General features: G+C 58.4%; 12 protein-coding genes. 10 read left to right on the top strand and 2 right to left on the bottom strand.

The window, feature by feature from the left end; translation table 11 throughout:
- The 5 genes from folB to WG915_RS03430 are packed head-to-tail and all read left to right on the top strand — an operon-like array spanning position 1 to position 2,910.
- Complete coding sequence (folB, locus tag WG915_RS03450; RefSeq protein ID WP_339563979.1) at positions 1–369, top strand: dihydroneopterin aldolase; 369 nt, start codon at positions 1–3, stop codon at positions 367–369.
- A 2-nt stretch (positions 370–371) separates the two neighbouring features.
- The gene (gene folK, locus WG915_RS03445) at positions 372–872 is read left to right on the top strand and encodes a 2-amino-4-hydroxy-6-hydroxymethyldihydropteridine diphosphokinase (RefSeq protein WP_339563978.1); all 501 of its coding nucleotides are present in this window, start codon (positions 372–374) and stop codon (positions 870–872) included.
- Complete coding sequence (locus WG915_RS03440) at positions 872–1,336, top strand: DUF3180 domain-containing protein (protein WP_339563977.1); 465 nt, start codon at positions 872–874, stop codon at positions 1,334–1,336. Before folK ends, WG915_RS03440 begins: the two co-directional genes overlap by 1 nt.
- Positions 1,337–1,354: 18 nt before the next feature.
- Complete coding sequence (locus WG915_RS03435; protein ID WP_339563976.1) at positions 1,355–2,389, top strand: DUF6779 domain-containing protein; 1,035 nt, start codon at positions 1,355–1,357, stop codon at positions 2,387–2,389.
- The gene (locus WG915_RS03430) at positions 2,389–2,910 is read left to right on the top strand and encodes a hypothetical protein (protein WP_339563975.1); all 522 of its coding nucleotides are present in this window, start codon (positions 2,389–2,391) and stop codon (positions 2,908–2,910) included. Before WG915_RS03435 ends, WG915_RS03430 begins: the two co-directional genes overlap by 1 nt.
- Before the next feature lie 209 nt (positions 2,911–3,119).
- Here the strand turns inward: WG915_RS03430 and WG915_RS03425 are convergent, their stop codons facing one another.
- Positions 3,120–5,189, bottom strand: a complete 2,070-nt coding sequence (locus WG915_RS03425) for a PhoX family protein (protein ID WP_339563974.1) — start codon at positions 5,187–5,189, stop codon at positions 3,120–3,122.
- Between the two features lie 232 nt (positions 5,190–5,421).
- Here WG915_RS03425 and WG915_RS03420 point away from each other — a divergent pair, with 232 nt between their 5' ends.
- The 3 genes from WG915_RS03420 to lysS are packed head-to-tail and all read left to right on the top strand — an operon-like array spanning position 5,422 to position 8,656.
- Positions 5,422–5,883, top strand: a complete 462-nt coding sequence (locus tag WG915_RS03420; protein ID WP_339563973.1) for an RrF2 family transcriptional regulator — start codon at positions 5,422–5,424, stop codon at positions 5,881–5,883.
- Positions 5,884–5,900: 17 nt separating this feature from the next.
- The gene (locus tag WG915_RS03415; RefSeq protein WP_339563972.1) at positions 5,901–7,049 is read left to right on the top strand and encodes a globin domain-containing protein; all 1,149 of its coding nucleotides are present in this window, start codon (positions 5,901–5,903) and stop codon (positions 7,047–7,049) included.
- 35 nt (positions 7,050–7,084) lie between these two features.
- Complete coding sequence (gene lysS / locus WG915_RS03410) at positions 7,085–8,656, top strand: lysine--tRNA ligase (protein ID WP_339563971.1); 1,572 nt, start codon at positions 7,085–7,087, stop codon at positions 8,654–8,656.
- Positions 8,657–8,743: 87 nt separating this feature from the next.
- On the opposite strand, the gene WG915_RS03405 is transcribed toward lysS, so the two are convergent.
- On the bottom strand, positions 8,744–9,376 hold the full coding sequence (locus WG915_RS03405; protein ID WP_339563970.1) for a Pr6Pr family membrane protein: 633 nt from the start codon (positions 9,374–9,376) through the stop codon (positions 8,744–8,746).
- An 80-nt stretch (positions 9,377–9,456) separates the two neighbouring features.
- Here WG915_RS03405 and WG915_RS03400 point away from each other — a divergent pair, with 80 nt between their 5' ends.
- Together WG915_RS03400 and WG915_RS03395 are read left to right on the top strand one after the other, a co-directional pair.
- Positions 9,457–9,810: a hypothetical protein gene (locus WG915_RS03400; protein ID WP_339563969.1), complete on the top strand. Its 354-nt coding sequence runs from the start codon at positions 9,457–9,459 to the stop codon at positions 9,808–9,810.
- Positions 9,811–9,978: 168 nt separating this feature from the next.
- Entirely contained in the window at positions 9,979–12,588 is a 2,610-nt protein-coding gene (locus WG915_RS03395) for an ATP-dependent Clp protease ATP-binding subunit (RefSeq protein ID WP_339563968.1), read from the top strand.
- Positions 12,589–12,819: the final 231 nt, after the last annotated feature.

Raw genomic sequence — 12,819 nt, 5'->3', positions numbered from 1 at the left:
GTGGCGGACCGCATTGAACTCAAAGCCGTGGAGTGCTTCGGCTACCACGGCGTCTTAGCTGCTGAGAAGGAGTCCGGACAGAAGTTCTTCGTAGACGCTACGTGTTGGCTAGATTTTGCTGCCGCTGCTGCCTCCGACGACCTGACGCAGACTGTGAACTATGCGGAACTAGCGGAGTTAATACACCGCATTGTCACTGGTCCGAGCCGGGACCTCATTGAAACGGTGGCTGCCGAGATCGCGGATGCCGTGATGACTCGTTACGATTCCTTGCATGCAGTGGAAATTACCATCCACAAGCCAGCTGCTCCGATCCCGTTTCCGTTCGGCGACGTGGCGGTAGTAGCCAGAAGATCCCGCAGGAGGTAGCAATGCGCGCAGTACTATCGATCGGATCCAACATGGCGGATCGATTCGCACTGCTGCGGTCGGCCTATGACTATTTCGCCCCCGAGCTCCTCGCAGCGTCCAGCGTCTACGCCACCCCGCCGTGGGGAGTTGAAGACCAGGACGAATTCCTTAACGCCATCCTCATCATTGAAACCGAGCGCAGTCCGATGCAGCTGCTGCAGGCTGCCCACGAGGTCGAGGCGGCTGGGGATCGTCGTCGTGAAGTGCGCTGGGGGCCGCGCACCCTGGACGTTGACATCGTGCAGTGCCTTGTCGACGGCATCGAGGTCGTATCCGAAGATCCCGTGCTGACCTTGCCGCATCCGTGGGCACGAGAGCGCGCCTTCGTCCTCGTGCCGTGGCTCGAGGTAGAACCAAACGCGCGGATGCTGGGGGCTTCGCTCCGGAGCAGCCTAGGCGTGATCAGCGAGGACAACATTGCCCAGGTACGTAAGGTTTCGAGCTTCGAGGCGATTGCATAGTGAAACGCACTAACATTCCGCTACTCGCGCTCGCTGGGGCTTTTGTAGCCTGTGCTGCACTGATATTGACCTGGGCTTTCTACGGCAACATGGTGAGCACCTCGCTCAGCGCTTCCCTGACGCTGTGGATCATGGCCTTGGTGTGCCTGATCTTGGCCTGGCGTATTAAGGATCGGAAGGAAAGCGGCCGGATTGGGATGGATTCTTCTCAGCTCAGCCCACTGCAGGCTGCCCAGTTCCTGATCATTGGCAAAGCCTCCGCGTGGACGGGAAGTTTGGTCGGTGGGGCCTACTTCGGGATGGCGTTGTATGTCCTTCCCCGGATTGCAGACCTTTCGGCTGCTGCGGAAGATGCGCCGGGAGTGATCGCTTCGACACTTGGCGGCATCGCGCTGTGTTTTTCAGGACTATACCTAGAAAGAAACTGCGAGACCCCACCGCCTACCGACGGAGAGTACGCCTAGCAGGTAGATTGGTTAAACATGAGCGCAGCGGATAACCAGGATTTTGATGTAGAAAACCCCGAGGCTGGCATTGATCGTGGTCAGATCATGCTGGTTGTGCTCGTGGTACTCGCCGTCATCGCCAGTGTTGTGATGCTCTTTTCCAATAGCGATGCGGCGATGAAGGTCGCAGTCCTCGCAGCATTGTGGGCCGCGTTCATTGGCCTGTTCATGGTGTCCAAGTATCGGCGCATCGCAGCCGAGGAACGGGCCCGTAGTGAGGAACAGCGCTACCAGTTCGAAAACCAAGTCAAAAACAGTCAGGTTGAGCTGGCAGAAGAGAAAGCTGTCGCAGCCTCTGTCCAAGATACTCAGCTCCTGCAGGACATTCGTGATCAGTTAGTGGAGATCCGACAGCAGCTAGAGGATCTATCTGGGCGCGACCTCGGCTATGAGCCGGCAACCCTCACCGCCGAGGCCAGCCGAATCCGAGAAATTGAAGCTGCGGCCGAAAAGATGAAAGCTAAGCAGCAAGATTCGCATCCGATCACGGCGGAGACAGAAGCAGTTTCGCTGCCACAGCAAGAAACCGAAGATCAGCGTTCTTATACAGACGCTCCGGCCTCGGCGATGGATTCGCGCAGGTGGACTGCGGAAACTTCCGAGCAGGTCGCAGAGCCGGCGGACTCCCGAAGCACTGCACCTGCCACGCCGACCGCAAGTAAACCAGCAGCCGAAGTTGAGGAAGACCAGCGCGAAGATCCGGGTGCTGATTGGGTGTCCCAATGGGTGGCTAAGTGGGATACTCGCCCAGAGGCGGAGCCGGCTACTGAAGTGATCAACTTAGAGCAGATGCCAAGGCAGGAGCCTAAGGAGGAGCAAACTTCTCTGAAGGATGCAGCAGATTCAGGCGCACGTCGGTTTGATACCGGCTCCTTCGCCGCCGTGAAGTTGGATGCTCCCGCGAAGAACTCCGAGACGGAAGCTGAGGCGCATGGACGCCGTCGCCGCGATGAGCGCTCCGACGCGATCTCGGTTGCGGACCTGTTGGCCAACTTGAAGAAGAACAAGTAGTGGGTGCGCCGCGGCTCAACATCGCGGTGGTCGGCACGTCCTCCGCGGGGCGCGCCCTCGCGAGCCGGCTTGTCGACGCCGGACACACCTGCACTCACGATGTTCCTTGGTCCGATCTCGGCGACTACAGTGCTGTGCTGCTGGCCTTGGAGTCCGAGCTCCTGCCCGACGTGATTTCGCGGCTGGAGCAAACGATGACGGGCAAACATATCGTGCTGCATTCCGCGCTCGGCGCGGGAAGCGACGTTCTCGCTGAGCTAGGCTCCGTGGCTATCGCGATGCATCCGCTCGACTCAGGGGCCTTCGTCGTTTCTACGTCGGAGGACGAACTGAGCCGAACCATCGCGGAACTGCTGGTTTCCGAAATGGGCGGGTATTCTATCCGGGTGCCGGACGCGGAGCGTGCGGTGCTGCCGGAGGCCCAGCGCAAGATCGCCGAAGCAGCGCAGCTGCAGCGGGAAGCGCTGGCCATGGCGGAGTCTGAAGAAGTCAGTTCCGTCATCGTTGCGATGATGGGTTAGCGGCAACTAGCGCCACAGCAAGCAGTGCTAGGCCCACCGTAGTGGGGTCGAGACTTCCGGTTGTGCATTACACGTAGCCGACTGCAGCCACTTCTGGACGTACCCAGCTAAACGCGCGGCGTCGGCAGCGTAGCAGGTGGTTCCGTCAGCGACAACGCAAAAGCCCAGTGGAATTCCACTGGGCTTGAGGCGTCGGGTTAATCGACAGCTTAGGCTTCTACGCCAACCTTGCCCTTCTTAGGCCAAACCACAACCACGGCTGGACGCGGAACTGCGTCGCCACCGTCTGGCCAGTGGATGACTGGCTTGTCTGCGGAAGCGTCGTCGCCTTCGCCCGGGTGCTGCACGTTTACCATCACGCGCTCGTCGCTGACGATAGGGCCACAGGTCTCGGCGCCCTTAGGAACGGTCAGGAAGCACTTCAGTTCGCCGCGGTTGTCGCCATCGACAGCCACTGCGTAAAGGCCATCGTTGGACTTGAGTGCGTTGCCATCGGTGGAGACCCACAGGTTGCCGTGAGAGTCAAAGGCTACGTTATCGGGGCAGGAAATTGGGGAGACCTTCTTCTTGTCGAAGCCACCGAAGTAGGTGTAAGCCTCTTCTGGGTCGCCACAAACCAACAGCAGGTTCCAGGTGAAGGATTCGCCGGCGTGGTCATCATCCATTTCCATGACCAGGCCGTTCTTGTTTTCTTTCACTGGTGCCCACTCGGCAACCTCTGGGTAGTTCTTGCCCTCTTCGGCTGCGCCGCGGTACTTGTTGTTCGTCAGCGCGATGTAGATCAGGCCGGTCTTGGGGGAAACTTCAACGTCTTCAGGGCGGTCCATCGCCGTCGCTTTTACTTTGTCAGCTGCCTGACGGGTGTAAACGGCAACTTCCTCGACCGACATGCCCTCGACGTGGGACTCGGCGGACCCATCTTCCTTGGCCGTCAGTAGCTTGACCCACTTGCCCTTGCCGTCGAAAGCGCCGTCCTTCGGCAGATTGCCGGAGCCATCGAACTCGTCCTTCGGAGAGTTACCCTCGAACTGTGCAACGTACAAGGTGCCTTCGTCGAGAATCTTCATGTTGTTCTCGAGGTCACCCTCCTTGAACTTGCGCGTGGAGATGAATTTGTACAGGTACTCGTTGCGTCCGTCATCGCCGGAGTAGCAGACTACTGCACCATTCTTGGCGATGTGGATGTTGCCAGCCTCGTGCTTGAAGCGGCCGACAGCGGTGTGCTTGACTGGCGTGGACTTGGGGTCTATCGGGTCGATTTCGACGAGCCAGCCGAAACGGTTTGGCTCATTCGGGGTCTTGGAGACATCGAAGCGGTCATCAAAGCGCTCCCACTTGCGGTCGGTCGCCTCTCCCTTGATGTCGTAGCGCTTGAGCTTCTTCTTGGCGTCGTCGTCAGAAAGCTTGTCGGCGTTGCCGAAGTACTGGTCAATGTTTTCTTCGCCCGAGAGCATGGTGCCCCATGGGGTGATGCCACCAGAGCAGTTATTCAGGGTGCCCAGGACGGTCTTGCCTTCGGGATCCTTTTCGGTCTTCAGCAGATCAGAACCGGCAGCAGGTCCGGTGAACTTGAATGGAGTGGTGCCCGTGATGCGACGGTTCAATGGGCCGAATTCGCGCTTCAGCTCGCCGGTACCCTCGACCTTGGAAACCTCCAGGATGGTGTGCCCGTGAGCTGCCAGGCCGATCTTGAATTGGTCCTCGGTTGGATTTTCTTCGTCGTAGCCCTTGAACATGTTTGGTTCGGTGCTGTACTCGTGAGAGCACACGTAGACCATCCGCTTGCTGTCTGAAGGGTGTTCGAGGAGGCCGGCGAAGTCATTGTTGAACCCGAACTGCTTCTCGGCGTCGGCAGGGGTCTGCTTTTCGACGTCAAACTCCGGTGCACCCTCGATGACAGGATCGCCCCACGCGATCAACACAGACTGTTCGTAGCCCTCAGGAATCTTGACCTCGGTCTCAGTGTTTGGCTCCACTGGCGTGAATTGCATGCCTTCGCTGGACTTGACTGGGGTCTTCTTTGCGGAAGAGGTGTCGGAAGATCCTGTGGAACCGGAGTCCTTTTGCTCGGAAGGGGAGCAGGCCGCAAGTGCGGATGCACCACCAACCGCGAGTACGGTGACTGCGCCAGCCTTCAATGCGGAGCGGCGGGTGATGTCTCCGAAGTATTCGTTGCCGGAGTCGTTGGCACACTCACCGAAGCAGGCGTTGCCACACTTGTAGGTACAGGTAAGCGAGCTGCGGCTTGAGGTGAAAAGGTTCAATCCCTTAAGTCCCACTTGGGGCCTCCATGTTCTGTTGTAAGCACTTCAGGGCAGGGCTGCGCCAATGAAGCGATGGGCGGTACGTGTGGAACCGTAAACTGTGCTTCTTGCCGCAGAGGGGAATGAAAGTTACGTCGTGGTGAATTCTTAGTGAAGGCTAGCGTGGATCGTCGCACTAGTAGGATCAAGACGGACAGTTGGAATTAAAGATGTATTCCAGACTCATATTTAAGCTAGGATGTCATTCATGCGCTTGACACGCTTTTCGGATCTCGGTCTGCGGCTTCTGATGCAGCTCGGCGACTACTCCCGCGGTCTGGTAACTCCAGTGGATCGTCGTAGCACCGTGGCCAATCTCGCCGTCGACATCAATGCATCCGAGGCGCATGTGGCTCGCGTCGTCGCAAAGCTGGCAGAGCTGGGCGTCGTGCGAAGTGTTCGGGGTAGAGCAGGTGGCGTCTACCTGCAAGAAGAGGCAGAAGCTCTGAGTGTTGGAGCTGTCCTGCGTCAGCTTGAAGGTAGAGGCGAAGTGATCAACTGCAAGGAGCCTGCCTGCCCCTACGCTGCAAGGGATTGTCTCTTGCGCCACCGTCTTGCCGCAGCTCAAGAAGCTTTTTTCGCTTCTTTGGATGATTTCACCGTGGCGGAACTCTTGCGCGATACTCAGGTTAAAACTGCCGTCGCCTTGGGGATGCCTTCACCCACCTAGCACGCAAAGGCAAAATCATGCACGTGGCACATCAGCCCGATACTAAAACCCGCAGACTCAGCCCAGAGCATGAAGAAACGATCAAGGAGACGCTCCCTGTTGTGGGCGCTCACATCGGCGAAATCACGCCGCTGTTCTACAACAAAATGTTCGCCAAACACCCAGAATTGATCAAGGACACCTTTAACCGCGGCAACCAGCAGCAGGGCGAGCAACAGAAAGCCTTGGCTGCCTCAATCGCAGTATTCGCGTCCATGCTCGTGGACCCCAATGCGCCGGATCCCGTAGAGATGCTCTCCCGCATCGCCCACAAGCACGTTTCCCTTGGAATTACCAAAGACCAATACCAGATCGTCCACGATAACCTTTTCGAAGCCATCGTCGAAGTTCTCGGCGAGGCAGTCACGCCGGAGGTCGCAGCGGCCTGGGATGCCGTCTACTGGCTAATGACAGATGTCCTAGTGGACTTTGAAAACGACCTTTACGCCTCCGCCCAGGTCGAACCCGGTGACGTATTCCGCCGCGCCCGGCTGATGGCGAAAGAACAGCTCACGGACAGCGTTTCGCTGTTCACCTTCGAATCGGAGGACTTGGGTGAAGCGCTGCCTGGCCAGTACACCTCCATTGGTGTGCGTTTGCCAGACGGCGCGCGCCAGCTTCGCCAGTACTCGCTAGTCAGTGCAGAGCAAGGAAGGTGGGTCATCGCAGTCGAGCAGGACGGCGAGGTCTCCACCTTCCTCCATCAGAACCTAGCGATGGGCGAAGAAGTTGACATCACCCTTCCTGCCGGTGACTTGGTGCTCCAAGAAGGAAGCAACCCCGTGGTGCTGATTTCACAGGGGATTGGATCCACTCCTATGGTCGGGATGCTCGCCGCGTTGCAGGATTCTGGCCGAGAGGTCGTGGTGCTGCACGCGGACGAATCTGCTGACACCTACGCCCAACGCGCGCAGACACAGCAGCTGGCCCAGAACCACCATGAGTTCTTCCGTTCCGAGGGGCAGCGACTCGAAGTAGCAGGGCGCATTCCGTCAGGTGCGGATGTCTACCTATGCGGCGGCAGTGGCTTCCTGCAAAACGTACGCGATCAGATTGCGGCATTGCCGGAGCAGCCAGCGGCGCTGCATTTCGAGCTGTTCTCGCCGAATGACTGGCTCGTCAGTTAATACAGGTCCTTGGGCATGGACTACGCTAGATAACCGTGACTGATGCGAAGAATACCCAAGCCCAAGCCGAAGACCTCCCGGAGCAGCTGCGGATTCGCCGTGATAAGCGGCGGCGCCTGCTCAGTGAAGGTACGGACGCATATCCTGTCGTTGTGGATCGCACCACCTCGATCAAGGATGTGCGGGCTAAGTACAACGTCCTCACCGAGGGCGTTGCGCCTATCGACGGCGTGGTGAACCTCAACGTCGGCGAGGAGACGAACGATGAAGTGGCCATCGCCGGCCGCGTCATCTTCGTCCGCAATACCGGCAAGCTCTGCTTCGCATCCATTCAGGAAGGCGATGGCACCCGAATCCAGGCGATGCTTTCTCTCGCAGAAGTAGGGGAAGAGCGTCTCGCAGCATGGAAGTCAGACGTAGACCTCGGTGACTTCGTCTCCGTGCGTGGCCGGGTTATCGCTTCCAAGCGCGGCGAACTTTCCGTCATGGCAACCGAATGGGCCATGGCAGCTAAGTCCCTGCGGCCACTCCCGGTGGCATTCGCCGACATGTCCGAAGACTCGCGCGTGCGTCACCGCTACACCGACCTGATCATGCGCGAGGCTGCCCGTGAGAACGCCATGACCCGCATCAAGGTCATGCGCGCACTGCGCCACTTCCTGGAGAACGAAGGCTTTCTGGAAGTGGAAACCCCGATGCTGCAGACCCTGCACGGCGGCGCTGCGGCCCGCCCCTTCCAGACCCACTCCAACGCCTTGGATATCGACCTCTACCTGCGCATTGCGCCGGAGCTCTACCTCAAGCGTTGCGTCGTCGGCGGCATCGAGCGTGTCTTCGAGGTGAACCGCAACTTCCGTAATGAGGGCGTCGATTCTTCGCACTCCCCAGAATTCGCGATGCTGGAGACCTACCAAGCATGGGGCACCTATGATGACGGCGCTGACCTGATCAAGCGCCTGATTCAGTCTGTGGCGATGGAAGTGTTTGGCACCCTAGAGGTCACGCTTGCCGACGGCACCAAGTACGACTTCGGTGGCCAGTGGCAGGAAATTGAGATGTACCCTTCCCTCAACGAAGCTCTGCAGCGGAAGTTCCCAGGTCAGCCGGAGGTCACGATCGACTCCACTGTCGCGGAATTGAAGGAGATTGCCAAGGTTATCGGCCTGGATGTGCCCGCCAAGGGTGGCTGGGGACACGGAAAGCTCGTGGAAGAAATCTGGGAGATGCTCTGCGAAGATCAGCTCCACGGCCCGATCTTCGTCCGGGATTTCCCAGTGGAAACCTCGCCACTTACCCGTCAGCACCGCACCAAGCCGGGTGTCACCGAGAAGTGGGACCTGTACGTGCGCGGCTTCGAGCTGGCCACCGGCTACTCCGAGCTGGTCGACCCGGTCATCCAGCGCGAGCGCTTTGAGGATCAGGCGCGTCTCGCAGCCGGCGGCGATGATGAAGCAATGGTGCTGGACGAGGACTTCCTCAGCGCCATGGAGCAAGGCATGCCACCAACCTCCGGCAACGGCATGGGTATTGACCGCCTTCTCATGGCCCTCACCGGCCTAGGCATCCGCGAGACCGTACTGTTCCCGATGGTCAAGCCAGAGGCTTAAAACAACAGCCCGCAACGAATGCCTCCAAGGCTGGAGGTGTTCGTTGGCATTCCTGAGTGTGCAACCTCAGTGGCGTCGAAAAGCGGTTTAAGCCACAGCGTGCTCGGCGGCCGCCATGGCGCAGATCAGTGCACCTATTGCAGCCCCCACTGCGCACACATTTCGCACGGCGGTGGGGTAGCCCAGGATGGTGGGATTGAGGAAATCATAGGGATAGTAGCCCTCCGTCTGGGCGCCACGCCCGAAAGTATATCCAGCCCACAGGATCGGGATTGCGAAGGCGAAAGCAGCTGAGCTGGGAGTGACATCTTTAGTCGGGGCGCTCGGCCGATCGAGGAGCCAGAGTGACGGAACTGCAATCGGCATGATGGTGTGAACTATCGGGTTTGTGATTTTTCCCAGGCCTTCCACCACCGTTGTCTTGGCAAGCAGGGTATTGAAAACCACGCCGGTTATCGCCAGCATTGTCACGGCGTCGATTCTTAAGAATGCCAGCCGCGTGGGTCGCTTCCCGACGGCGTACTGCGCGCTCACAACCGTGCCGATGATGTTCGACCACAAGGTGAAATAGGAATAGTGGGCAATCAGCTTTTGCTGTGGGGTTTTGAAGGCGGGCCAGGTCTGGAAAGTGGTGGTAGCTGCCTGATACCCGGATAGGGCGACAGCGACGCCACCCAATAGTCCTGCGAGCGTGCCGGTGCGGCGGACGAGAGTTCTCATAGTTGTCGATCCTACGGGTGGTCAATATTTCCAATCGGATTTTGAGCGTGAGGCGCGTTATTGAAATAGTATTAACTTTCATGAAGAAACATATTGGCCTAGCTGTCGCGCTGCTTGCCTTCCTTGCGGGCGCCCCTACAGCCGCTGCATACGAAGTTCCGCGGCACCCATCCGAAATTGCGCGGGAACAAGCAAAAACTCCTATTGAGCGCCTGCAGGACCAAGCGCTCATGAGCACAATGCAGGCATCATTCCTCGGCATGGCGGTGCCAGATGCCATTGCAGCAGGGAATCCAGGGGTTTTCGGGCCACTTGGGCAGTGTGTCCAGCAAGTGTCCGGCAGTGCGGAAATCCAGCCAGTGCAAATGGTTGCTACCTGGGGTTGCCTGGTAATGAACCCCTCCCTCAACACGCTCCCTCGCTGGTATATGTAAGCCATTCCGCCCAGATATGGCGCTGTTCGCTTATGGCGTACAGCGTCTTTTTTGCAGGTAGGGGCGGTTTTTCATGTCGATAAGTCATGGGGCGTGCACAAAGTGGAAATTCTTGCGCGATCATCGCGTTAGAGTAGGTGCAATTAACAAACAAAACTGAGGAGAGTCATGTTCGAGAGGTTTACGGATCGCGCCCGACGCGTCATTGTCCTCGCCCAGGATGAAGCTCGCATGCTTAATCACAACTACATCGGCACGGAGCACATCCTGCTCGGCCTGATTTCTGAAGGCGAAGGCGTTGCCGCCAAGGCGCTGGAATCCATGGGCATCAACCTCGAGGACGTACGTCGCGAGGTAGAGGAGATCATCGGTCATGGCACCACGCCGCCGACTGGGCATATTCCGTTTACACCGCGAGCTAAGAAGGTCCTGGAGCTATCCCTTCGTGAGGGACTACAAATGGGGCACAAGTACATCGGTACTGAGTTCCTGCTGCTCGGCCTGATTCGCGAGGGCGACGGAGTTGCTGCCCAGGTATTGGTTAAGCTCGGCGCTGACCTGCCACGCGTGCGCCAGCAGGTAATTCAACTGCTCAGCGGCTACGAGGGCGAGGGCGGAAGCCCTGATGATCAAAGTGGCGCGAACCTAGCAGGCGCCGGCGCAGCACCCGGTGGGCGTACTGCTCCACAGGGCGGTGCGGGGGATCGTTCCAATTCCCTCGTTTTGGATCAGTTTGGGCGCAACCTCACTCAGGCAGCTCGCGACGGCAAGTTGGACCCAGTAGTGGGGCGCGAGAAAGAAATCGAGCGCATCATGCAAGTGCTGTCTCGCCGCACCAAGAACAACCCAGTTTTGATCGGTGAGCCAGGCGTGGGTAAGACCGCTGTCGTCGAAGGCCTCGCGCTAGACATTGTCAACGGCAAGGTTCCGGAGACACTGAAGGATAAGCAGCTGTACTCGCTCGACCTTGGTTCCTTGGTTGCAGGCTCCCGCTACCGTGGTGACTTCGAAGAGCGCTTGAAGAAGGTGCTCAAGGAGATCAATCAGCGCGGTGACATCATTTTGTTCATCGACGAGATCCACACCTTGGTGGGGGCTGGTGCCGCGGAAGGTGCAATCGATGCAGCTTCGCTGCTGAAGCCGAAGCTCGCCCGTGGCGAACTACAGACCATCGGCGCCACCACTCTGGATGAGTACCGGAAGCACATCGAAAAGGACGCAGCTCTTGAGCGCCGCTTCCAGCCAGTCCAGGTGCCGGAGCCGTCCGTCGAGATGACTATTGAAATCCTTAAAGGTCTCCGGGACCGCTACGAAGCGCATCATCGCGTTTCCATCACTGATGGCGCACTCGCCGCCGCCGCTAACTTGTCCTCCCGCTACATCAATGACCGGTTCTTGCCAGATAAGGCAGTCGATCTCATCGACGAGGCTGGCGCCCGCATGCGCATCAAGCGTATGACCGCCCCAGAAGGCCTCCGTGAGATCGACGAGCGTATCGCCGATGTGCGACGTGAAAAAGAAGCCGCGATTGATGCCCAGGACTTTGAAAAGGCCGCTGGGTTGCGTGACAAGGAACGCAAGCTGGGCGAGGAGCGCTCCGAGAAGGAAAAGCAGTGGCGCTCCGGTGATCTTGAGGAGATCGCAGAAGTCGGCGAGGAGCAGATTGCTGAGGTGCTGGGCTCATGGACCGGCATCCCGGTGTTCAAGCTGACAGAGGAAGAGTCTTCTCGGCTGCTGCACATGGAGGACGAGCTGCACAAGCGCATCATTGGCCAAGAGGACGCCGTCAAGGCGGTATCTCGCGCCATCCGACGCACTCGTGCCGGCCTGAAGGATCCTAAGCGACCTTCTGGTTCCTTCATCTTCGCAGGTCCGTCTGGCGTGGGTAAGACTGAGCTGTCTAAGGCACTCGCCGAATTCCTCTTCGGCGAGGAAGACGCCCTCATCCAGATCGACATGTCCGAATTCCATGACCGCTTCACCGCGTCGCGCCTCTTCGGTGCTCCTCCGGGATACGTCGGTTATGAAGAAGGCGGTCAGCTGACCGAGAAGGTCCGCCGCAAGCCGTTCTCCGTAGTGCTTTTCGACGAAATTGAAAAGGCCCACAAGGAGATCTACAACACCTTGCTCCAGGTCCTGGAAGACGGCCGTCTGACCGACGGCCAAGGTCGGGTAGTGGACTTCAAGAACACTGTCCTGATCTTCACCTCGAACCTCGGCACTGGTGATATCTCCAAGGCCGTGGGGATGGGCTTCTCCGGAGTTTCGGAGATGGACCACGACGGCCAGTACGAGCGCATGAAGGGCAAGGTCAACGATGAGCTGAAGAAGCACTTCCGCCCTGAGTTCTTGAACCGCATCGATGAGATCGTGGTATTCCACCAGCTCAATCAGGAGCAGATCGTTCAAATGGTGGATCTGCTGATCGCTCGAGTTGAGACTGCGCTGCTCGCCAAGGATATGGGCATCGAACTCAGCCCCCAGGCCAAGAAGCTGCTGGCAAAGCGTGGCTTTGACCCGGTACTCGGTGCGCGTCCGCTGCGTCGTACTATCCAGCGTGAGATCGAGGATGTGTTGTCCGAGAAGATTCTCTACGGCGAGTTTGGTGCCGGTGAAATCGTCAAGGTTGAAGTTGAGAACTGGGATGGCGAGTCCAAGGGTGAAGACGCGAAGTTCGTGTTTACCTCCAACCCGAAACCGATTCCTGAAGGCACCTTCTCCGAGATCTCTCCAGAAGCTGCCGAAGCAATTGCTGACGTAGAAGCTGCAACTGAGTAGTTTTTCGTCGTTAAGGCCCGCAAGAATTGTTCTTGCGGGCCTTTTTGTGTGCTTGGTGTGTGCCTGGTGTGCGCCTTCTCGAATCCAAGAACTCGAAAACCCAAGGGCGGTGTCAAGCTGTGAATGCACCACAAACCAGAAAGGTGGTTCGTGGTGGTTCAACGATCAACACAGAAGATAAGGGACCATGCGGTGGCTTCGGTGCTTGCCGGCCGACGGGTAACTGTGGTC

Source organism: Corynebacterium sp. H128 (assembly GCF_037482625.1).
Lineage (GTDB): Bacteria > Actinomycetota > Actinomycetes > Mycobacteriales > Mycobacteriaceae > Corynebacterium.
The sequence above is the reverse complement of the archived record's forward strand: the minus strand, read 5'-3'. Positions and strand labels throughout refer to the sequence as shown.

Coding starts and splice junctions, on each gene's coding strand:
- folK (WP_339563978.1), top strand. CDS start 372: ATGCGCGCAGTACTATCGATCGGATCCAACATGGCGGATCGATTCGCA.
- WG915_RS03435 (WP_339563976.1), top strand. CDS start 1,355: ATGAGCGCAGCGGATAACCAGGATTTTGATGTAGAAAACCCCGAGGCT.
- WG915_RS03420 (WP_339563973.1), top strand. CDS start 5,422: ATGCGCTTGACACGCTTTTCGGATCTCGGTCTGCGGCTTCTGATGCAG.
- WG915_RS03415 (WP_339563972.1), top strand. CDS start 5,901: ATGCACGTGGCACATCAGCCCGATACTAAAACCCGCAGACTCAGCCCA.
- WG915_RS03405 (WP_339563970.1), bottom strand. CDS start 9,376: ATGAGAACTCTCGTCCGCCGCACCGGCACGCTCGCAGGACTATTGGGT.
- WG915_RS03400 (WP_339563969.1), top strand. CDS start 9,457: ATGAAGAAACATATTGGCCTAGCTGTCGCGCTGCTTGCCTTCCTTGCG.
- WG915_RS03395 (WP_339563968.1), top strand. CDS start 9,979: ATGTTCGAGAGGTTTACGGATCGCGCCCGACGCGTCATTGTCCTCGCC.